Source organism: Aureibacter tunicatorum (genome assembly GCF_036492635.1).
In the GTDB taxonomy this organism is placed as follows: domain Bacteria; phylum Bacteroidota; class Bacteroidia; order Cytophagales; family Cyclobacteriaceae; genus Aureibacter; species Aureibacter tunicatorum.
The window spans coordinates 3099508-3121989 of the sequence record NZ_AP025305.1 but is presented as its reverse complement, the minus strand read 5'-3'; the positions used below and the strand labels follow the sequence as shown (position 1 = coordinate 3121989).

The window sequence follows — 22482 nt, the reverse complement described above, 5'->3', positions numbered from 1 at the left end:
TCGCTCATAAGGGAAATATGTTTTGAAACCTTCAGTAGGAATCAAAATTGGAATATTTCCTAGTCAGTTAAATAGTCTTAACTGACTCCATTGAAAGTGTATATGATCAGTGATTTCGCTTTGGGTGAATATTTAGTGAAGGAGGAAGGATGCGTTGCGAAATAATGCTGCATGTTATTATAGTTTAATAATTCTTCACTAATAGATATGAAAAATTTCTTACGATTAATGCTTGTTTTTGGAGCTTTGATAACGTTTCATCAAAGCGCTAATGGACAAACTACTTTTACAGATGGTGATATTGCTTTCACCAGGTACAACTCAGATGATGAAACATTCTCATATGTCTTTTTAGTTGATGCAACAGCCTCCACTGAGTTTTTTATTACGGATGAGGGTTGGAATGGAACTGGCTTTTATAGCAATGAGTCCACGATTAAGTTTGTGGTTAATTCAGCTATATCAGCGGGAGAAGAAGTGCATGTGACTTGTGGGACAATGACTTATACCACCACAAGTGGAGCAACGCCTTTTACAATGAGTTCAGTTGGAAGCTTCTCACCAACATTAGGAAACATGCTTGGTTCATTTGGAGATAATTTATTTGTTTTCCAAACAGGACCAAATGTTATAGCAGGTTTGCATGCGGATAATGGGGTGAGTGGTTCATCAGGAAATGCTTGGTTTACTTCAGCGGCATCTTCAACTAATGGTTCAGTGATACCGACTGGCAAGACTAATGCGAGCAATGGTTTTATTGGTTTATTTCCAAATGGTCTAAATAGCGAAGTGGATAATGCCAGATATAAAGGAGGTTCTTTGCACACTGGAGATAAGGCGACTTTATTGACAAATTTAATGGATTATACTAAATGGGAGTTTGATAATGGAACTCCTTATGGGGCATCTTCTACAGCTTTTACAGTTTCTGGGAGTTGCACAGACCCTGCTGTGCCAACGATTTCAAGTTCTTCTTCTTCAGTTTGCTCTGGAGCGAGTGTTACTTTAACAATTACGGGAAGTTTGAATGACGCTACTGCTTGGCATGTATATACTGGTTCTTGTGGAGGAACCCAAATAGGCACAACTACATCATCTACTATTAATGTATCGCCGACTACAACAACGACTTATTTTATTAGAGGTGAAGGAGGTTGTGTGACAGCGGGAAGTTGTGGACAGGTGACAGTAAATGTAACTGCTGACAATACGGATCCAGTGATTACTGTTTGCGCGTCGACGCCATCGAATTTATCAGCAAATATAAATTGTCAAGCGATTTGTCCTGATTTGACAGGTCAGGTAACTGCAACAGATAATTGTACTGCTTCTCCGACAATTACGCAATCGCCAGCAGCTGGCTCTACTTTAGGTTTGGGGACAACGACAATTACCTTGACCGCTACAGATGCAAGCGGTAATACAGCTACTTGCCAAGTAAATCAAACCGTAGTGGACAATACAGATCCTGTGATAACTGTATGCGCATCGACTCCAGCGAATTTATCAGCAAATATAAATTGCCAAGCGGTTTGTCCAGATTTGACAGGTCAGGTAACGGCAACAGATAATTGTACAGGTTCTCCGACGATTACGCAATCGCCAGCTGCCGGCTCTACCTTAGGTTTGGGTACAACGACCATCACTTTGACCGCAACAGATGGAAGCGGCAATACGACAACATGCCAAGTCAATCAAACGGTAGTTGACGATACCGATCCAGTGATAACTGTTTGTGCATCGACACCATCGAATTTATCAGCGAATTCAAATTGTCAAGCGGTTTGTCCAGATTTGACAGGCCAGATAACGGCAACAGATAATTGTACGCTTTCTCCAGCGATTACGCAATCGCCAGCTGCCGGCTCTACCTTAGGTTTGGGTACAACAACAATAACTTTGACCGCAACAGATGGAAGCGGCAATACGACAACATGCCAAGTCAATCAAACGGTAGTTGACGATACCGATCCAGTGATAACTGTTTGTGCATCGACTCCATCGAATTTATCAGCGAATTCAAATTGTCAAGCGGTTTGTCCAGATTTGACAGGCCAGATAACGGCAACAGATAATTGTACGCTTTCTCCAGCGATTACGCAATCGCCAGCTGCCGGCTCTACCTTAGGATTGGGTACAACGACCATCACTTTGACAGCAACAGACGGTAGTGGCAATACGACAACATGCCAAGTCAATCAAACTGTAGTTGACGATACCGATCCAGTGATAACCGTTTGCGCGTCGACTCCATCGAATTTATCAGCGAATGGCTCTTGTCAAGCGGTTTGTCCCGATTTGACAGGCCAGATAACGGCAACAGATAATTGCACGGGTTCTCCTACAATTACGCAATCACCAGCCGCAGGCTCGACTTTAGGCTTGGGTACAACGACGATCACTTTGACCGCAACAGATGGTAGCGGCAATACGACAACGTGCCAAGTCAATCAAACTGTAGTTGACGATACCGATCCAGTGATCACTGTTTGCGCGTCGACACCATCGAATTTATCAGCGAATTCAAATTGTCAAGCGGTTTGTCCAGATTTAACTGGAAGCGTAACAGCAACCGATAATTGCACGGGTTCTCCGACAATTACCCAATCGCCAGCCGCCGGCTCGACCTTGGGCTTGGGCACAACGACCATCACTTTGACAGCAACAGACGGTAGCGGCAATACGACAACATGCCAAGTCAATCAAACGGTTGTTGATGATACCGACCCAGTGATCACTGTTTGCGCGTCGACTCCATCGAATTTATCAGCGAATGCCTCTTGTCAGGCGGTTTGTCCAGATTTAACAGGAAGCGTTACTGCAACGGATAATTGTACAGGTTCTCCTACGATTACGCAATCACCAGCCGCAGGCGCAACCTTAGGCTTAGGCACAACGACCATCACTTTGACCGCAACAGACGGTAGCGGTAATACAGCTACTTGCCAAGTCAATCAAACGGTCGTTGACGATACCGATCCAGTGATCACTGTTTGCGCGTCGACACCAGCGAATTTATCAGCGAATTCAAATTGTCAAGCGGTTTGTCCAGATTTAACTGGAAGCGTAACAGCAACCGATAATTGCACGGGTTCTCCGACAATTACCCAATCGCCAGCCGCCGGCTCGACCTTGGGCTTGGGCACAACGACCATCACTTTGACCGCAACAGACGGTAGCGGTAATACAGCTACTTGCCAAGTCAATCAAACGGTCGTTGACGATACCGATCCAGTGATCACTGTTTGCGCGTCGACACCAGCGAATTTATCAGCGAATTCAAATTGTCAAGCGGTTTGTCCAGATTTAACTGGAAGCGTAACAGCAACCGATAATTGCACGGGTTCTCCGACAATTACCCAATCGCCAGCCGCCGGCTCGACCTTGGGCTTGGGCACAACGACCATCACTTTGACCGCAACAGACGGTAGTGGGAATACGACAACATGCCAAGTCAATCAAACGGTTGTTGACGATACCGACCCAGTGATCACTGTTTGTGCCTCGACTCCATCGAATTTATCAGCGAATTCAAATTGTCAAGCGGTTTGTCCAGATTTGACAGGCCAGATAACGGCAACAGATAATTGTACGGGTTCTCCTACGATTACGCAATCACCAGCCGCAGGCTCGACTTTAGGTTTGGGCACAACGACCATCACTTTGACCGCAACAGACGGTAGCGGTAATACAGCTACTTGCCAAGTCAATCAAACGGTAGTTGACGATACCGATCCAGTGATAACCGTTTGCGCGTCGACACCATCGAATTTATCTGCGAATTCAAATTGTCAAGCGGTTTGTCCTGATTTGACAGGCCAGGTAACGGCAACAGATAATTGCACGGGTTCTCCTACAATTACACAATCACCAGCCGCAGGCTCGACTTTAGGTTTGGGCACAACGACCATCACTTTGACCGCAACAGACGGTAGCGGTAATACAGCTACTTGCCAAGTCAATCAAACGGTAGTTGACGATACCGATCCAGTGATAACCGTTTGCGCGTCGACTCCATCGAATTTATCAGCGAATTCAAATTGTCAAGCGGTTTGTCCTGATTTGACAGGCCAGGTAACGGCAACAGATAATTGCACGGGTTCTCCTACAATTACACAATCGCCAGCCGCAGGCTCTACCTTAGGTTTGGGTACAACGACGATCACTTTGACCGCAACAGATGGAAGCGGCAATACGACAACATGCCAAGTCAATCAAACGGTAGTTGACGATACCGACCCAGTGATAACTGTTTGCGCGTCGACCCCATCGAATTTATCAGCGAATTCAAATTGTCAAGCTGTTTGTCCCGATTTGACAGATCAGGTAACGGCAACAGATAATTGCACGGGTTCTCCAGCGATTACTCAATCACCAGCCGCCGGCTCGACCTTAGGCTTAGGCACAACGACGATCACTTTGACCGCAACAGACGGAAGCGGCAATACAACAACATGCCAAGTCAATCAAACGGTAGTTGACGATACCGACCCAGTGATAACTGTTTGCGCGTCGACACCATCGAATTTATCAGCGAATGCCTCTTGTCAGGCGGTTTGTCCAGATTTAACAGGAAGCGTTACTGCAACGGATAATTGTACAGGTTCTCCTACGATTACGCAATCACCAGCCGCTGGCTCGACTTTAGGTTTGGGCACAACGACCATCACTTTGACCGCAACAGACGGTAGCGGTAATACAGCTACTTGCCAAGTCAATCAAACGGTCGTTGACGATACCGATCCAGTGATAACCGTTTGCGCGTCGACACCATCGAATTTATCCGCGAATTCAAATTGTCAAGCGATTTGTCCTGATTTGACAGGCCAGGTAACGGCAACAGATAATTGTACGGGTTCTCCTACGATTACGCAATCACCAGCCGCCGGCTCGACTTTAGGTTTGGGCACAACGACCATCACTTTGACCGCAACAGACGGTAGCGGTAATACAGCTACTTGCCAAGTCAATCAAACGGTAGTTGACGATACCGATCCAGTGATAACCGTTTGCGCGTCGACACCATCGAATTTATCCGCGAATTCAAATTGTCAAGCGGTTTGTCCTGATTTGACAGGCCAGGTAACGGCAACAGATAATTGTACGGGTTCTCCTACGATTACGCAATCACCAGCCGCAGGCTCGACTTTAGGTTTGGGTACAACGACGATCACTTTGACCGCAACAGACGGTAGTGGGAATACGACAACATGCCAAGTAAATCAAACAGTAGTTGACGCTACCGATCCAGTGATAACCGTTTGCGCGTCGACCCCATCGAATTTATCCGCGAATTCAAATTGTCAAGCGGTTTGTCCCGATTTGACAGGTCAGGTTACGGCAACAGATAATTGCACGGGTTCTCCTACAATTACACAATCACCAGCCGCAGGCTCTACCTTAGGTTTGGGTACAACGACGATCACTTTGACGGCAACAGACGGTAGTGGGAATACGACAACATGCCAAGTAAATCAAACAGTAGTTGATGATACAGATCCAGTGGTAATCACACAGGATATTACAGCTTATTTGGATATTAATGGAAATGCAACGATATCCTCTTTGGATATAAATGATGGTTCGACAGATAATTGCATGATTCAGTCTTTTGTTTTAAGTGACTCGATTTTTTCATGCGCTGATGTTGGAGATAATACGATCACATTGAATGTTATAGATGCTAGTGGTAATTCAAATAGTGAAACAGCTATAGTGTCTATCGTTGATGATATTCAACCCAATATTGTTATAGAGGACCAAACGGTTTATTTAGATCAAAATGGCAAAGCTGTCTTGACTGCTCAAGATGTAGATAGAGGAACTTCTGATGCATGCGGTATAGCGTCTATATCCATCTCTCAAACAATATTCAATTGTGATGAAGTTGGCTCTGTAAGTGTGGTTTTTGAGGCGGAAGATGTTAACGGAAATACATCTACGCAATCTTTTAACGTACAAGTTGTCGATCAGATAAAACCATTTGTTCGAACTATGGATATTGAAGTTGGTCTTGATGAAAATGGTATGGTTTCTATTACTGCTGATCAAGTCAATGATCGTTCTTCAGATAATTGTGAAGTTTCGAGTATTTCTGTTTCTCCGAATTCATTTACATGCGATGACCTTGGAGATAATGAAGTGGTGTTGACAGTGACTGATAATCATGGGAATATTCAAACGGGAACAGCAAAGGTGAAAGTCGAAGATACTAGTGCTCCAGTCTTGAAATTGAAACCTTTGACACTCGCATTGGATGAAAATGGACAAGCAACTATTGTTGTAAGTGACTTGGATGACGGGACAACAGATAATTGCGGAAGTTTTAGTTTGAGTATTGATAGAAATACTTTTAGTTGTGAAGATTTGGGAGATGTGATACTAACTGTGACAGCAACAGATCTTTCTGGAAATCAATCATCGGAGCAGATCACAATTGTTATTGAAGATGAAATTTCTCCAGAGATAACCTGTTCAGGAAATATTGAAACTTTAATTTCTCCGTATGATGAAACTGTTTCTGTATTGGTGCCACAGCCTTCGTATACAGATAATTGTGCTAATGGATTGACATTGGTGAATAATTTTAATCAAACAAGTGATGCTTCAGGGCTTTATCCATTAGGTCTTACTACAATAGTTTGGACCGTTAGTGATTCTCAAGGAAATAGCGCTTCATGTTCTATGCAAGTACAAGTGAACGAAATGCAATTGCCTCCTGTCGTTGATCCAATTGATGAACTTGTTGTAAATGAGGAAGAAGAGTTGTTGTATCAAGTTAAAGCAATGGACCCGAATAGAAATCCATTGGATTATAGCTTGTCAGAAGGAGCGATAGCTTTAGGATTGTCAATTAGTCAAGCAGGACTTTTATCTTGGACTCCATCTGAGGAAAATGGGCCTAATGAATATTCATTTGAAGTGTATGTGGCAGATAGAGTGAATCCAGAGTTGATTACAAGTACTGCATTGAATATTAAAGTAGAGGAAGTGAATGAAGTTCATCGTATCCAGCAAGTTGAACATAAGGTAGTCAAAGAAGGAGAGCTAGTGAAATTCAGATTGTTGGTTGACGATGACGATATTCCAGCTCAAGACTTTACTTTTAGAGTTGATTCAAGGTTTAATGGATTTGGAGTTAAGGTTGATGAAAATTCTGGAGAAATAGAATGGATACCAGGTGAAGATTATGGAGGAAAAATTCATGAAATAGTATTTGTGGTTGAGGATGATAAAGGCGTGGAAGTAAGAAGCGCTGTTACCATAGAAGTAATTGAAGTTGATGATCCTTTGATCGTGGATACAGATGAGGACTTGGTGCAAAATGTTGATGTAGGAGATGGGGTTCCAAGCCTAGAAATTTCAGTAATTGATCCTGAAGGTAAACCAGTAAGTCCTCAAGTTATCACAATTGAGACAAGTCCAAAAGGAGTTGTTAGTGAGAGTAATTTTAATATTGAAGATCTTGGAGACGGGAACTTTAGGGTTGATCTAGTCACTATAGACCAAGAGTTTGTTGGAAGTGTTGAAGTGAAAATCATAGTGGATGACGGAATAGAAAGAGACCCGCCGCAAGGCGATCAGTCTCAAAATACTTATGAGTTGGTATTTGAATTCGTCTTTGAGCCAAGAGCTTTGCCTCTTGATATTCCAAATATTTTTACGCCAAATAATGATGGGAAAAATGATAGCTGGAATATTGTAAATCTATCTCTATATGATAGCAATGTGGTCAGGGTATTTGATCAATTTGGAAATTTGGTATTTGAAAGAGAGAATTATAGCCGTGATAATGAGTGGGATGGGACAGTGCGTGGAAAACTAGCGAAAGATGGTACTTATTATTATGAGATTACTGTGGAAAATAAGGCTTCTTATAAAGGCCCTTTAATGATTGTAAAATAGATGAAGAAAGAAGGCTGTGTAACAGCCTTCTTTATAAAAATTTCTAGTCATGCAAAAAATCAACTTAATTTATATTTTATGTTTTCTGTTGACATGCCAAGTATTGAAGGCTCAGCAGAGAGAGAATTTTTATAGTCAATATTATCAAAATCCTCAGATTTTGAATCCGGCGTTTTCTGGAATTGATAATTTCTGGAGTGTTGATGTCGGGTATAGAAGGTCGATGACAGGAATAGACAATCCTCCGAATAATTACTTTTTGGGATTGAATGGAATATTGCCTATTTCTCACAATACGAATGAACCGTATAATAGTTTGTGGCTTTCGAACGATAAGGTAATTGATCAGTATGAGAGTAATTTGCCGATCATGGGAGGAGTATCCAGACATGGTTTAGGAGGTTTTGTGTACAAAAGAGAAGCAGGAATGTATGACCATACGGTTGGAGGAATATCTTATGCTTATTACGTCCCTTTGACTCGTCAATGGATGCTGTCTTCCGGCGTTGGCTTCTATTTGGATCATCAACGGTTTGATATTGATAATTTAAGAATTAGAGAGGTTGATGATATCAGGTATTTAAGATTGTTGAATGAAGAAGGCAAATCGACAACTTATGATCTACATGTTGGATTGGCTTTGCATAGTCGAAATGTATATTTTGGATATACTTTCAGCCAATATTTTGGAACGTCGGTAACAGACGATCAACTTGATGTATTGGTTGGCTATCGTGGGCATTTGATTGATTTGGGATATAAGTATAGGCTTAATGTTTTTTGGTCATTGATGGCAAGTGTTCATTATAAGATACTGAATTCTGATAAAGATGCATATTTGGTTTCGTTGAGAGCGGATTACAAGAATTTGTTGAATTTTGGTTTTGCTTACAAAGACAAGGAAGCAGTAGCAGGAATGATAGGCTTTAATATTAAAAACAAAGTGCATATATCTTATTCATATGATTTGCCTACACCTGAAATGGAAACAATGAGTGATGGTAGCCATGAGATCGTATTGGGGTACAACCTCTTTGCAGGATCGGGGAAAAAGTATTTTTGGTAATCTTTAATTTAGTGAAGTATGAAAAATGCGATTATAATACTATGTCTGATGATGCCATTTGCTGTTTTGGCACAACAAAAAAAAATGGTGTTGAATGAATTTGGAGCCAATGTAAATAATAAATGCGAAGTTCTGTCGCCAATATACTCGAGAGCAGCAAATCGATTATACTTTGTCAGAACCGCTTGTAATGATGATGATCAGTTGGTGCAAAGGGTATTTTGGATTGAGCAAGATAAAGATGGCAAGTGGATAGAAGATCCAACTCCATTGCCTTATGTCATAAATAATAATAGCTTCAACGCTGTGGTTGGGGTGTCATTGAATGGAGATAAATTATTTTTGAATGATGTATATCCTTCTGGCTTGATTGGTCAAACGATGGGAGTGGCTGTTTCCAACTATAATGGCAAGGAATGGTCGGTGCCTGAGAAATATGAAGATATTAAAGAAATAGCGAAGAAAAAACCACAAGGAAATATTGGATTCAATGTGCACTCTGCTGGGAATGTTATATTAGTTTCATTCTATGATGGACATACTGGTAGCGATGATATTTATTTGATTTATAAAAATGAAAACGATGAATGGTCGAAAATGATCCGATTGCCTAGTCAGGTGAATACAACGAGCAATGAAATATCGCCATTTTTGACAGAGGATATGATGACTCTTTATTTTTCGTCTAATAGAAGCGGAGGAGTAGGAGATTATGATATATATAAGGTGAGCAGAAAGTCGACGGATAATTGGGTGGATTGGTCTGAGGTTGAGTTGATGAAAGAACCTGTGAATTCCAATGGATTTGACGCATATTATTCTGTTACTGGAAATAAGGCGTTTTTTTCCAGTAACAGAAACAGCCCTTATGCAAAACTTTATCAAATCACAGAAGAGAAGATTGCACCGCCAAAGAAGCCTGAGAAAATTGAAAAACCATCACCTAAATTGCCTCCAAAACCAAAAGTTGCTGTTTTGCCTAGCAATATTGTTGTTCACTTCGATTTTAATAGTTCTACATTAGTTGACAGCGAAAAAAAGGCAATTGATAAAGCCATGAGCAATTTAAAAGAAGAAAGCTCGCTTAGATTGGATGTGTTTGGTTATACTGATGATTATGGCAACAGGGATTATAATGAACTTTTGTCGGAGAAAAGAGCAGAGGCTGTCAAGAATTATTTGCGAACAGCTTGGCCAGAGTTTAAAATGATAGATGCGGAAGGAAAAGGAGTGGTAGATGGCAGCGATCACAAAAGTATCAATGAAAGAAGACAATATCGAAAGGTGGTTATTTCCTTTCATAAAAAATAAAAGAGGCTATTAAGCCTCTTTTTTTATTTTAAACGTGGTATGAGTTCAGCATTACCGGCATAATGAGCATCAAGATATTTTCATTGTCTTTTGCTTCATTAGGTATCATAAGGCCGGCTTTGTTTGGTTGAGATAGCTGAAGGTTTACTTTGTCGCTATCCATATTGTTAAGCATTTCTATGAGTAATTTGGCATTGAATCCAATTTCAATGTCGTTTCCATAATGTTCAGCGATCAAGCTTTCCTTCGCTTCGTTTGAGAAGTCTAAGTCTTCCGCGGAAACGTTTACCGTATTGCCAACAATGTTAAGCCTTACTTGATTTGTTGTTTTGTTGGCATAAATAGCGATTCTCTTCAATGAGCTTAGGAAAGATAGTCTATCGATGATCAGGTGATTGTCATTATTCATCGGAATTACATTTTCGTAATCCGGATATTTTTCATCAATCAGGCGAGATATCATTTTAATATTTCCGAATTCAAAATAAGCGTTTGTTGGGTTGAATTCTATTTTTACCACAGTGTCTTCGCTTGGAATTGTGGATTTAAGAAGCGTCAACGCTTTTTTCGGAATAATTATAGAGCTTTCTTGTTGAGAAACTACATCGCTTCTTCTGTACCTAATCAATCTATGACCATCTGTCGCTACGAAAGTTGTTCCTTCGCTATTGATATTGAAGAAAACACCAGTCATGGCAGGTCTCAAATCATCATTGCTTGTTGCAAAAATGGTATTGTTGATTGCATTGCTAAGCGCGACCGAACTGATTTTGATTTCTAAAGGATCGCTAACAGTTGGGGCTTTAGGGAAGTCTGTAGCATTTTCTCCTGCAAGCTTGTAACGACCATTTTCCGAGTTGATTTCTATCGTATAAGAATCTTCTTCAATACTGAAAGTTACCGGCTGTTCCGGCAAATTCTTGAGAGTATCCATGAGTATTTTGGCAGGGACAGCTATGCTACCGCTTTCTTTAGCTTCAATATCCAATTCGGTGATCATTGAAGTTTGCAAATCAGAAGCAGTAATGGTTAATTTGCCTTGCTCTCCATCGATTTCGAACAAAAAGTTTTCTAAGATTGGAACAATAGTGTTTGTGGCAACCACACCATTGATATTCGACAATTGCTTGAGCAATGCGGAAGAAGAAACTATAAACTTCATATTATTATATATTACGATCTATATCTTATTTAGCGTTTTTATAACACACAAATGTAAACATTTATTCTCTAATAATTTAGCAAAATTCAGGCACAAATTGGACTTTCAATATGAATGATTTTTTTAGATAAACTTTAGAGTGATAATAATCACTTTTTTTGTTGATTGTTGTTTCAGAATTTTGGAAATTAGCAGCTCATGAGAAAAATCTTTGCTTATATATTGGTATTCCTATATGTCCTTGGTATGCTAAGGCCGGTTGCTCCTTATGTTGAGTTTGAGCTTAACAAGGAGTATATAGCCGAGTTTTTGTGTATTAATAAGGAGAAGCCTATGACAATATGCGGAGGGAAATGCTATTTATCCAAAGAATTGCAAAAAGCGAATGAGCAAGATAAGAGTTTGGCTATCGACATGAATGATTATCCAATTTCTAATTTGCTTGCGAATTCCTTTATTTTTTCAAGATTAGAGCATGTTGAACACATTGCCAAGCATGTTTTTTATGAAGACTTGTCTCTTCAAGATTACCATTCTTCGATTTTCAGGCCTCCAATCGCCTAAATAACACTTCCTATTTAATTCATTTAACAGCTTTTTGAAGCTTATGGACATTATTTTGCCATAAGTTCATGCATGCAACACTATTGATTGTGTCCTATGGGATATCTCATTTTGAGGTCTCAAGTATAACACTATGTTAGTTGTATTGCTGCAATGAATGAATTCCTGTAATCTTTAATTATTTGATAATGTTCTCTTTGCGGGATTAATGATTGCCTTGGGTTCGAACCATCATTAATTCTTTGTAAAGTATCGAATACCGCTATGCCTATTAGTTTTATACGTTATGGGCAATAATAAAAATTAATAAACAATAGTTATGAAATACATATATCTAAGCATACTTATGTGTTTGCTTGGGCAGGCATCCTATGCCCAATTTGAAGTGAAAGGAAGAGTCGCTGATTTGGAAACAGAAGAGCCATTAATTGGTGTTAGTGTGTATTATGATAGTTTAGGCCAAAAGTCTGGAGTTATGACTGACTTGTATGGCAACTTTACTATTCAAGTTCCAAATCGGGAGATTTTGCTTCACTTTGTTATGATGGGCTATGACAACAAGGAAATGAGGTCTAAAAATTCATCATTGGTATTGATGAAAGCTTCTAGCATCGGATTACAAGAGGTTCTTGTAACAGGAAATAGAGATGAGAGAAGAAGAGATGAGTTGCCTATGGCGATTTCAAAGATCGGAAGCGATGATATTGATAAGTTCAAGCCTAATTCTTTGGATCAGGTTTTGAATACTATTCCAGGTGTTCATATGGTGGATTTAGGGAATGAACAGCATATGATGTCCATTCGTCAGCCTATTTCAACGAAAAGTTTATTTTTATACCTTGAAGATGGCCTTCCAATTCGACCGACAGGTAATTTTAATCACAATGCAATGCTTGAGATGGATATGGCGATGATGGATAGAATAGAAGTAGTCAGAGGTCCTGCTTCATCTATTTACGGAAGCGAAGCGATAGGTGGGGCGATCAACTTGATTACGACAAAACCAACGCATTCGCCAGAAGCAAGATTTGGCGTGAGAATATCAGATCAAGGGTATGCAAGAACGGACTTTAAGGCTACAGGAACTCAAGGAAGACTTGGTGTTGCTATTGGAGGATATCTTGCGAGACAAAAAGATGGATACCGTGAGTATAGTGACATGGAGAAAAACGCGATTACTGCTAATTTAACTTATGCGTTATCTAATAAAACGGATGTTTCAGCGGGAATGACTTGGGTGGATTATAGAGCGGATATGGCTGGTTCGATAGATAGTGCTGGGTTTTTCGCTAATGAATTCAAGAGCCTTCATAGATTTACAGAAAGAGATGTAAATGCATTAAGAGTGAAAACAAGAGTAGATCATCGTTGGAGCGAGTCTGGGAAAACATCTTTTACTTTTCAATACAGAAACAATACAACGGATCAAATTCCATCTTATAGATTAAGTCCTAGACATAATAATGGAGAGATAAATAGTAATAGCTTTAGTAGTTATGTCGGTTTGATTCAACACACTCAGGAATTTAATCTATTGCAGGGCGCGATTTTGACTGGTGGGGTGAGTTTTGATAATTCTCCTATGGCTTACGAAGCCTATTTGATTAAAGTTAATAAGTCAGAGGATGGAATTTTCGAGAGTTATGAGGAGACAGATTCTTTATTGACAGATTATGAAGTGGATGTGAGAAATATGGCGGCTTATACCAATTTTGAGTTGAAATTTACAAGCCGGTTGCAAGTTTCTTTAGGTCTTAGGTTGGATCGCTTTGTGTATGATTATAGAAATTTTCTTTCTAAGGAGTCATTTTCCGGAGCGCCAAATTCGAAAGATGTTTTTAGAAGCTTTTCTCCTAGAGTGGGGGTTATTTATAATTTCACAAATGATTTCGGAATGTTTGGGAACTACAGCAGAGGATTTGTTCCTCCTTCTGTGGGTGAGTTGTATAGAGGGGTGAAAGTGCCTGAGCTAAAGCCTGCAAAATTTGATAATTTTGAACTTGGTGGCTGGCGCTCTTTCCTATCCAATAAATTGATTCTGGATTTTGCAATGTATGCAATGATTGGCCATGATGAGATCATATCCGTAAGGCTGGAAGATGACTCTTTTATCAATAGAAATGCTGGTAAAACGCTTCATTATGGGCTAGAGTATAGTGTGAAATACAAGCCTGTAGAACAATTAGCCTTGAGAGCGAGTGGTAGCAATTCTGTGCACAGGTATATGGAGTATGTGGAAAAAGGAAATGACTTTGGATGGAATGAAATGCCTGGCGCTCCTAGTTGGATCTTTAATGCGGGGATAGATTATCGACCTGTAATTGTAAAAGGGCTTAAGTTTAGTTTTGAGTGGCAGAGAGTAAGTTCGTATTTCATGGATCAGGAGAATTCGGAAGAATATGAAGGATATAATTTGTTGAATGCCAGAGCTTCTTATACGTTTAAATTTGTTGAAGTATGGGGAAACATTATGAATATTACGGATGAGTTGTATGCTACGAGAGCTTCATTGAGTTATGGAAGAAAGCAATACACCCCTGGGTTGCCTAGAACCTTTCAAGTAGGGCTGAATATAAATGTAGGCAAAAGAAAAAGATTGTAGTTGGTTTGTTGTTAAGAGGCGAGATGTTAGTCCGCCTCTTAATTTTTTATGAAGTAGGCATGATAGAAGAAGTAAAAGTCAAAAGAAAAACTCAAAGTGGAGTAACTTTGAACCGAGGTTTGTATCGTTGGCATAAGTGGCTGGGAATAATTTGCGCATTGCCTGTTGTGTTATGGTGTCTGAGTGGTTTTATGCACCCGGTTATGTCCAATTTTTTTAAGCTGAAGCCTTCAAAGCGTCGAGTGGAGTCGATCAACGTAGATAACCATGATTCCTTATTGTCTTTTCAAGCAGCTTTGGGTGTGTTAAACAAGTCGAAGATTAATAATGCAAAAGCTGTAATGATCGATGATTCTGTTTATTACCAATTTTTAGCAGCTGGGAACAATCATTTTATAAATGCAGAAAGCGGGGAGAAATTAATAGGTGGAGATTCAAGTTATGCGGAATATTTAGCGAGATATTTTATACAAGATTTTAACCATGATCTGATATCGGTTGAGTATATCGATGAATTTGATAATGAATATTTGCCTATAAATAGGTATTTGCCAGTTTATAAAGTAGTATTTAAAAGAGATGATAATATGACGCTTTATGTGGATGTCAATAACTCTCGCCTTGCTACTCTGATGGATAATGCTAAGATTTATTACCAATGGTTTTTTAGAAATTTTCATACTTGGAGTTTTCTAGATAGTGATAACCCAATTAGAATCATAGGAGTAATCATCTTGCTAATGGTATTGCTGATTTCTTCCATATTTGGAATTTGGATATATATCAGAAATTGGTTTAAGTACAAAAGAATGAAGTCTTTGCCGAAGCTAAGAAATAGAAAAAGGCATAGGCAGGTAGGCTTGATTTCGAGTATTTTTATTTTGATGTTTAGTTTTAGTGGAATTTTTCATGCTTTGTTAAAATTTGACCTTGACAACAGATATGAGTTTTTTTTAGAAAATGAATTTGAAACATCCGCCATAAACTTTAACCCTTTCGCGGTTGCGGATATGAAAGTTTCAAATTTTCACTTGGTTCAAATTGGTCAAGAAAATGCTTTTAGAGTTAATTCAACTAAAGAAACGTCTTTTTATAGTTTGGAGGGAAAGAAGATAAATTTCACAGATGATGATTATGCCAAATATTTGGCGACAACATTTGCCGATAAAGAACTAAAAGAGGTAGAATCTGTCGGATTAATTCGAAAGTTCAATCATGATTATGGGTTTATTAATAAAAAATTGCCAGTAAATCGAGTGAATTTTAAGTCAGAAAATAATTTGTCGGTTTATGTAGAGAATAATACTTCATCACTTTCTGTTATGGTTGATGATTACAAAAGATTGGAAGGCTTGAGCTTTTCAATGCTGCATAAATTACATTTCTTAGATTCGCTGGGCAAGCCGTTTAGGGATTCGATAGTGGTTGTGTCAATATTGATGATTTTGTTAGTAGTGTTTTTTGGCTTGCGAACACTATTATGATAATAATTGAGGCTCTTGATATTTAAAGTTAATTCTAACTGATAGATATAGTTATCAGTTAGAATTATTTTTTACCTTAAATGATCATGCATGCTTTTGATATTAGGAATAGTTAAAGGTTGGTTGAAGTTTTGCTCAGTAGTAGTTCTGCGGGCAGAAGATGGAATGCCTATGATTTGTTGAAATGCTACATTAAGACGGGCTTCATTTAAATCGCCTAGTTGATTCCAAAAATCATCAGGAACCTGATAGTCAGGGAAAAAACCATCCTCATAATCTGTAACTCCCCAAGCGTTTTCACTTTTGTAAACAATCGGCTGTATCGTCCAATTCTTATCGGCTTCATTGGATATTGGGATTGATGCTGTGTATTTGCCTGCGGTAGTTAAACCAATTTGTATTATATTCATATATGGTGAGAGTCCATTAATGATTAGCTCGCTAGCTGAAGCAGTATTGAATCCTGTAATAATATATAAATTATTTAATTCAAGGTTGTTTCTGTTCTTGCCTATGAAATCTTTAAGATTGGAAGAGTTTTCTCCTTCGCTTTCTTTAAGATATTGCATGTACCTTTCGTTCCATATTTTATTTGTAAATAGCTGCCCGTCTGATTTTAATGGCGCTAAATAATCAGCCATTAAATTCGCTGTTACTACGCTTCCGCCAAGATTGTATCTTAGGTCTAAAATTAATTCATCAATATTTTGACTTTTAAACTCATTAAAGATACTCTGCATTTGAGTATCGTAAGTCTCATATATAAATGAATTGAAAACTAAGTAGCCAATTTTTTTCCCTTGAATATTATAGGTGTTTTTAAAGTAAAAGGGATTATAACTTATATTTGATTTGGAAATGGACATGTTCTTTGTTGTGTAAGACCCGTCTTCATTAGAACTTAAAACTTCCAAATTCATGTCGTCTGTATTGTATAATAAGTCAGTAGCATTTGTATTGGTTAATGTTTCGTTGTTTACTTTAATTATAAAGTCTCCCCTTTTTAACCCCATCATACTTGCAGAAGAATTTTTTTCAACATAACCGATACATCCTATGTATTGATTAGGTTTGTTATTATCTAAATAATTGAATAAAGAACTGAAGTAATTTATAATTATTCCATTTTGCTGAATTCTATAGTCAAGAGGGTAAGCTAATGCAAGAAAGCCTGTGCTTTCTCCTGCATTATGTGCCTTGGAACTTGCTATATTTTCTATAGGTTCATTATAGATTTCAGACCATTTGTCTTTTGATTTGTATATTAATTGATCGAAATAATTTTCTGGTTTTTGGTTTCGGTCGACACTAGATGATGATGGCATGTTTTCTCGCCATAAGTAGATGTCGTCCATTTGCTGATAAATATTTCCGTTAATCAGTTCATTTTGGCTTAAATCTTCTGTTTGGCAAGCCGTTATAAAAATTAGAAATGGGAAAAATATAATGAATGATTTTTTCATAAAGTGCTCATATTTTATCTGTTTTATAATCTAATGATATTTTTATAATTATAAAAAATCTTTTTCATGAATTATCTTGATGCTTTTTTATTTTAGACTTGTTGCAATATTCTTAAAATTATAGAAAAATTGTCATCCACTATTTTTGAAAGAAAAGAATATATTACCTTTGGGCCTTGTTAAAATATTTTTATATGAGAAAAGTTGAAATATGCATGTCGCCGGAGATGATACATTTGTATGATCTGAAAGGAAAGAACGTGGTTGTGACTGATATATTAAGAGCTACTTCATGCATGGTGTCTGGTTTGGCTAATGGAGTAAAGTCCATAAAGCCAGTAATGACTTTGGAGGAATGCCAAAGTTTGAGAAGCAAGGGGTATATTGGAGCCGCTGAAAGAAATGGAGCTAAGGTGGAAGGCTTTGAAATAGGTAATTCTCCATACAGTTACATGGAGGCAAGCGTGAAGGGGAAGTCTGTTGCAGTTACTACTACGAACGGGACCGTTGCGATTGAAAAGTCCAAGGAAGCAGAACGAGTAATTATTGGAGCATTTTTGAATTTAAGCGCTGTTGTTGAATATTTAAAAAACTTGCCTGAGGATTTGTTGATTGTCTGCGCTGGTTGGAAAGGGAGAGTTAATCTTGAGGATACGCTTTACGCAGGTGCGTTGGCAGAATCATTGAAAGATGAGTTTGAATCGGATAGCGATGCAGTCTTGATGAGTAGAGACTTATGGCTGGATGCTCAGAATAATTTGCTGGAATATGTAAAGCAATCCTCTCATGTTCAAAGGTTGAAGCGATTGAATATTGAAAAGGATATCGATTTTTGCTTAAGCAAGGATGTTTTTGATATTGTGCCATTATTGGACGGGGAAGAATTGAAAGTATTGAATTAAATAAGTCGAAATTATGATGAATTCGTTAGGTATGCACATATTGGTAGAGCTATTTGAATGCGATAGGGATAAGCTCGATGATGTGCCCGGAATAGAAGAAGCTATGATTAAAGCTGCGGAAGCTTCAGGTGCCACTGTTGTGAATACCACCTTTCATCATTTTTCTCCTATTGGGGTTTCAGGAGTTGTCGTCATTCAAGAAAGCCACCTCGCCATCCACACTTGGCCTGAATATGGTTTTGCCGCAGTGGATTTGTTTACTTGTGGCACAACTGTCGACCCTTGGGTAGCTTATGAATATTTGAAGAAGGCCTTGAATGCTGATTATGGGTCCACTATTGAGATGAGAAGAGGAGAAAAACGATTGATGAAGGAATCATCATTAGTATCGGATTCTATAGTCAAACCTAGCCAAGCGTCTGTTCAGTCTAGAAATATATGGTTTACAGAAAGAGATGAGGATACAGCTTTCTCTTTTAGACAAAAGGGGAAACGATTGTATTTTGCTAAAAGTTCATATCAAACAGTAGAAGTTTATGATTCTTATGCATTAGGCAAAGTTTTAGCGTTGAATGGAAATGCAGTGATAACGGAACGAGATGCTTCTGTTTTTCATGAAATGTTTGCTCATGTTCCAGGAATGTTTTTGCGAGAAAAAAGCAATGTTTTAGTATTGGGAGGAGGAGATGGTTGTCTGTTGGCTGAATTAGTTAAATACTCTGAAATTGACGCTATTAGGCTCGTGGAAAGAGATTCAGAAGTAATGAAGGCTTCAAAAGAACATTTTAAGATAATTTCAAATGCATTTGAAGATGATAGATTGAAAGTAGTTAATCAGGATGCTTTTGAATTCTTGAAGAATAGCAGTGGAATTAGGTTTGACTTGATTCTTATTGATTTGGATAATTCATTATTGTATAATGAGTTTAGCATTGAAAAGATAAAAGAAAAAGGGGCTCCTGATGCAATTTATGTTATGCCTATAGTTACTAAAGAGTTGAATGAGTCAAGTTTTGACTCGAATTGCAAATCTTTTTTTCAGCTATTTAAGAATGTAGAAATATATAGCGCGTTGGCAGGTGGGGAGTACTCAGGAAGAAAATATTTTTTGATAGGTACAGATAACTCTTTGATAGATTTTACCTCAGTTGATCAAAAGAAAGTAGAAGAGAAATTGTTTTTGGCTGAGCTTAGCTTTTATAATTTAGAAATGCATGAAGGAGGTTTTAAAAAGCCGAATTACTTAAAGAAACTATTGGAGGAGAAATTAAAATGTGCCGAATATTAATCTCTGAAAAGTAAACTTCGGCACACATGTGTTATTTTATGAGTGGTTTTATATTGGTTGGGTTACCCAATATGTATTAATCTTTTCCAATCTTCAAATCTAGTATTGATGATTTTAGACATTTTTTCATAATTATCCCATGTGTCTTCAACATGATAAATTGAAGGCAGAATATTCGCTAAGTTTTCGCGATAATCCCTGTGATACAGACCTCCTCCGTAGTAGTAATTTGTAAACAAGTTTCCTACTTCGTTGAATAATTCGAAACCTAAATATCCATCCCAAATCTCACTTAATATTGTGCAAGGAAATTCTCTTCTTGAGAATCTGTATATTTCTGTTTCAGCTTCTTCAGAGAAAAAATCCGAATATAGCTTGCTGTCAATCACCCACCCAAGATAAATTCCTATATGAACATAAGCTTGCTCTATTGGCAAGTGCTCAGGAAAATTTCCCAAAAAGTGATTTTTTGCATTGTCATATATGGTTTTATTGAGTTTGTTTTTCTTTATATCATTTGCGTCTTGCTCACCCATAAAGTTTACCTTATTCGTCAAATAATTATATACCTAAAAATAACAGTATTTTTATTGATAATGTTTATATGGAAAATATGAAAAATTGAATTTCCCTCCCGTTAAAAGCTTAATATAAGCAAAATTCTTTAAGATTAATACGATTTTGCACATATTCTTCTAAGAAATTAACATTTGGCAAAAATTACTAACTTTGAAAATTGAAACAATATAATGAGATTTGTTTGATATTCATAATTTTATTTGGTTTCCGTGAAGAAAATATACGCAAGAAATATTGCGGCGATTATACCCACTGCATCGGCGATTAAACCACATGTAATGGCATGTCTGCTGTTTCTTACTTTTACTGCTCCAAAATATAAAGCGACAACATAAAGAGTAGTTTCCGTTGAGCCTTGCATTATGCTGCTTAAAAAACCTTGAAAGGAATCCGCTCCATGAGTTTTCATAGTTTCCACCATCATTCCTCTAGCGCCACTGCCACTTAAGGGTTTCATAAAGGCTGTAGGGAGACTGTCAACAAAGCGACTGTCTACGCCAAAAACTCCTATAATTGATTTCGCTAATTCAATGATATAATCCATAGCACCGCTTGCTCTGAATACACCAATGGCAACCAACATGGCAATCAAGTAAGGGATGATTGTGATTGCGATATCAAAGGCTCCTTTCGCGCCTTCCACAAATGAGTTGTATACATTTATTTTCGCTTTTAAACCAAGAAGGATTATTCCAATAATTACACCAAATAAGATGACGTTGCTTGCTGTTTTCGAAATAATTTGGACTTCGGAACTTTCCAGAGTTGAAAAATAGTAAATCAGGCATGAGATAAGCAGGGTCATTCCACCAAGAAAACCGATAATAGTTTTGTCAAAAAGATTGATTTTTTGGAAAATAGAAACCGAAATTAATCCGGCAAGTGTTGAAAAGAAAGTAGCGAGAAGTATAGGTATAAAGACATCGCTTGGGTTTGCGGCTCCAAATTGCTGTCTATAGATCATCACACTAATAGGAATAAGTGTCAATCCACTTGTGTTCAAAACCAAAAACATGATTTGAGCGTTGGAAGCCTTATCCTTATGCGGATTCAATTCTTGAAGACCTTGCATGGTTTTTAAGCCTAATGGAGTAGCCGCATTATCAAGACCAAGCATGTTCGCTGAAAAGTTCATAATCATAGGAGTAAGCACTGGATGATTTTCAGGAATTTCGGGGAAGAGCTTTTTGAAAAATGGCGAAACTACTTTGGTTAGTTTTTTTATGATGCCGCTTTCTTCACCAATATTTAATATGCCAAGCCAGAGAGCCATTGCTCCTGTAAGCCATAAAGATAGCTCGAAACCAGTTTTAGCCATTTCAAAGCAAGATTCCATCATCGCAGGAAAGATATTGGTGTCATGATAGAAGATCAATTTTACAAGACCTACGACAAATGAGATGACAAAAAAAGATATCCAAATGTAATTGAGTGCCATATGTGCTGTGTATATTTTGCGTCGCTTTTTAACAAAATCATTTCAGAATAGGTTCATTATACTTAATTTCGGGATTTAACACAAATTTACTTTTATATGAAAAGGAAAACTCCAATTTGGTTAGCTTCATTATTTGCGTTGATGTTATGTTTTTCTTGCGGGGAAACGATCAATTTTGAAGGATATACTGCCGCTCAATATGGATATGCCTTGGCGAATGCAAATGGTTTATTGGGTTGGCAATTAGGCGAATTGGACATAAATGGAACAAAGAAAGAATTGACTTCTTGTGATTCAATTGCTTTGAGATATATACAAAATGCTGAAGTTTATGTTACAGAAGGAGATAGGACGCCGACACAGAGTTTTTTCCCTGTAATGTTTGAATTTAAATTAAAAGAAAACTGTGGGTATCAGAATGATTCATTAGTGAATTTGGGAGTTTGGTATGTTGGAGACAGTACGGATGATCAGGTGGTTTCCAATGAGCTTGTGTTATGGTCTCAAAGCCCAAGATATAGGTATGTGCCAGATGGCGAGGGAGATAGCTTGAGGGTGTTGGTGATTGTTTTGGATTCTTTGGAACGATCTGTAAGTCAGATACAAAGTTTGCCTATACAACAACTTGAATTAACCACTGAAAAAGTCGGAGAAATAATAGTAAAAAAATACGACCCATTTTCTAATGAAAACTAATAATTATTAGGAACATAACTTT

The 22482-nt window shown here is 38.1% G+C and carries 13 protein-coding genes; 9 read left to right on the top strand and 4 right to left on the bottom strand.

Annotated features, from left to right (window positions below; genetic code table 11):
• Nucleotides 1–207 precede the first annotated feature (207 nt).
• From AABK36_RS13185 to AABK36_RS13175, 3 genes are read left to right on the top strand one after another with little or no spacing between them, the layout of a single operon-like run.
• Nucleotides 208–7905 (top strand): HYR domain-containing protein, encoded by a 7698-nt coding sequence (locus AABK36_RS13185; protein WP_309938453.1) that lies wholly within the window; start codon nt 208–210, stop codon nt 7903–7905.
• A gap of 49 nt (nt 7906–7954) precedes the next feature.
• Nucleotides 7955–8971 carry a PorP/SprF family type IX secretion system membrane protein gene (locus AABK36_RS13180; protein ID WP_309938454.1) on the top strand — a complete coding sequence of 339 codons (1017 nt, stop codon included), beginning with the start codon at nt 7955–7957 and terminating at the stop codon, nt 8969–8971.
• 18 nt (nt 8972–8989) lie between these two features.
• Nucleotides 8990–10282, top strand: coding sequence for an OmpA family protein (locus AABK36_RS13175; RefSeq protein ID WP_309938455.1), 1293 nt, complete (start codon nt 8990–8992; stop codon nt 10280–10282).
• 28 nt (nt 10283–10310) lie between these two features.
• On the opposite strand, the gene dnaN is transcribed toward AABK36_RS13175, so the two are convergent.
• The gene (dnaN, locus tag AABK36_RS13170; protein ID WP_309938457.1) at nt 10311–11444 is read right to left on the bottom strand and encodes a DNA polymerase III subunit beta; all 1134 of its coding nucleotides are present in this window, start codon (nt 11442–11444) and stop codon (nt 10311–10313) included.
• Nucleotides 11445–11642: 198 nt separating this feature from the next.
• On the opposite strand from dnaN, the gene AABK36_RS13165 reads away from it, so the two are divergent.
• From AABK36_RS13165 to AABK36_RS13155, 3 genes are all read left to right on the top strand, one after another.
• Complete coding sequence (locus AABK36_RS13165; RefSeq protein ID WP_309938458.1) at nt 11643–12008, top strand: hypothetical protein; 366 nt, start codon at nt 11643–11645, stop codon at nt 12006–12008.
• A 319-nt stretch (nt 12009–12327) separates the two neighbouring features.
• A complete protein-coding gene (locus AABK36_RS13160; RefSeq protein WP_309938459.1) occupies nt 12328–14610 on the top strand; it encodes a TonB-dependent receptor domain-containing protein in 2283 nt (760 codons plus the stop codon).
• A gap of 59 nt (nt 14611–14669) precedes the next feature.
• Entirely contained in the window at nt 14670–16094 is a 1425-nt protein-coding gene (locus AABK36_RS13155) for a PepSY domain-containing protein (RefSeq protein WP_309938460.1), read from the top strand.
• Between the two features lie 71 nt (nt 16095–16165).
• Here AABK36_RS13155 and AABK36_RS13150 read toward each other — a convergent pair whose 3' ends face one another.
• Nucleotides 16166–17557: a S41 family peptidase gene (locus AABK36_RS13150; protein WP_309938462.1), complete on the bottom strand. Its 1392-nt coding sequence runs from the start codon at nt 17555–17557 to the stop codon at nt 16166–16168.
• A 194-nt stretch (nt 17558–17751) separates the two neighbouring features.
• Between AABK36_RS13150 and AABK36_RS13145 the strand changes: the two genes are divergently transcribed.
• Complete coding sequence (locus AABK36_RS13145; RefSeq protein ID WP_309938463.1) at nt 17752–18459, top strand: 2-phosphosulfolactate phosphatase; 708 nt, start codon at nt 17752–17754, stop codon at nt 18457–18459.
• 13 nt (nt 18460–18472) lie between these two features.
• Complete coding sequence (gene speD, locus AABK36_RS13140; protein ID WP_309938464.1) at nt 18473–19747, top strand: adenosylmethionine decarboxylase; 1275 nt, start codon at nt 18473–18475, stop codon at nt 19745–19747.
• Nucleotides 19748–19809: 62 nt separating this feature from the next.
• On the opposite strand, the gene AABK36_RS13135 is transcribed toward speD, so the two are convergent.
• Both AABK36_RS13135 and AABK36_RS13130 read right to left on the bottom strand, forming a co-directional pair.
• A complete protein-coding gene (locus AABK36_RS13135) occupies nt 19810–20283 on the bottom strand; it encodes a DUF7832 domain-containing protein (protein WP_309938465.1) in 474 nt (157 codons plus the stop codon).
• 239 nt (nt 20284–20522) lie between these two features.
• A complete protein-coding gene (locus tag AABK36_RS13130) occupies nt 20523–21764 on the bottom strand; it encodes a nucleoside recognition domain-containing protein (RefSeq protein WP_309938466.1) in 1242 nt (413 codons plus the stop codon).
• A 96-nt stretch (nt 21765–21860) separates the two neighbouring features.
• Between AABK36_RS13130 and AABK36_RS13125 the strand changes: the two genes are divergently transcribed.
• Nucleotides 21861–22460 carry a hypothetical protein gene (locus AABK36_RS13125; protein WP_309938467.1) on the top strand — a complete coding sequence of 200 codons (600 nt, stop codon included), beginning with the start codon at nt 21861–21863 and terminating at the stop codon, nt 22458–22460.
• Nucleotides 22461–22482 lie beyond the last annotated feature (22 nt).

Excerpts from the sequence above, each read along its gene's own strand:
- AABK36_RS13185 (WP_309938453.1), top strand. The coding sequence starts at position 208 with ATGAAAAATTTCTTACGATTAATGCTTGTTTTTGGAGCTTTGATAACG.
- AABK36_RS13180 (WP_309938454.1), top strand. The coding sequence starts at position 7,955 with ATGCAAAAAATCAACTTAATTTATATTTTATGTTTTCTGTTGACATGC.
- AABK36_RS13175 (WP_309938455.1), top strand. The coding sequence starts at position 8,990 with ATGAAAAATGCGATTATAATACTATGTCTGATGATGCCATTTGCTGTT.
- dnaN (WP_309938457.1), bottom strand. The coding sequence starts at position 11,444 with ATGAAGTTTATAGTTTCTTCTTCCGCATTGCTCAAGCAATTGTCGAAT.
- AABK36_RS13165 (WP_309938458.1), top strand. The coding sequence starts at position 11,643 with ATGAGAAAAATCTTTGCTTATATATTGGTATTCCTATATGTCCTTGGT.
- AABK36_RS13160 (WP_309938459.1), top strand. The coding sequence starts at position 12,328 with ATGAAATACATATATCTAAGCATACTTATGTGTTTGCTTGGGCAGGCA.
- AABK36_RS13155 (WP_309938460.1), top strand. The coding sequence starts at position 14,670 with ATGATAGAAGAAGTAAAAGTCAAAAGAAAAACTCAAAGTGGAGTAACT.
- AABK36_RS13150 (WP_309938462.1), bottom strand. The coding sequence starts at position 17,557 with ATGAAAAAATCATTCATTATATTTTTCCCATTTCTAATTTTTATAACG.
- AABK36_RS13145 (WP_309938463.1), top strand. The coding sequence starts at position 17,752 with ATGAGAAAAGTTGAAATATGCATGTCGCCGGAGATGATACATTTGTAT.
- speD (WP_309938464.1), top strand. The coding sequence starts at position 18,473 with ATGATGAATTCGTTAGGTATGCACATATTGGTAGAGCTATTTGAATGC.
- AABK36_RS13135 (WP_309938465.1), bottom strand. The coding sequence starts at position 20,283 with ATGGGTGAGCAAGACGCAAATGATATAAAGAAAAACAAACTCAATAAA.
- AABK36_RS13130 (WP_309938466.1), bottom strand. The coding sequence starts at position 21,764 with ATGGCACTCAATTACATTTGGATATCTTTTTTTGTCATCTCATTTGTC.
- AABK36_RS13125 (WP_309938467.1), top strand. The coding sequence starts at position 21,861 with ATGAAAAGGAAAACTCCAATTTGGTTAGCTTCATTATTTGCGTTGATG.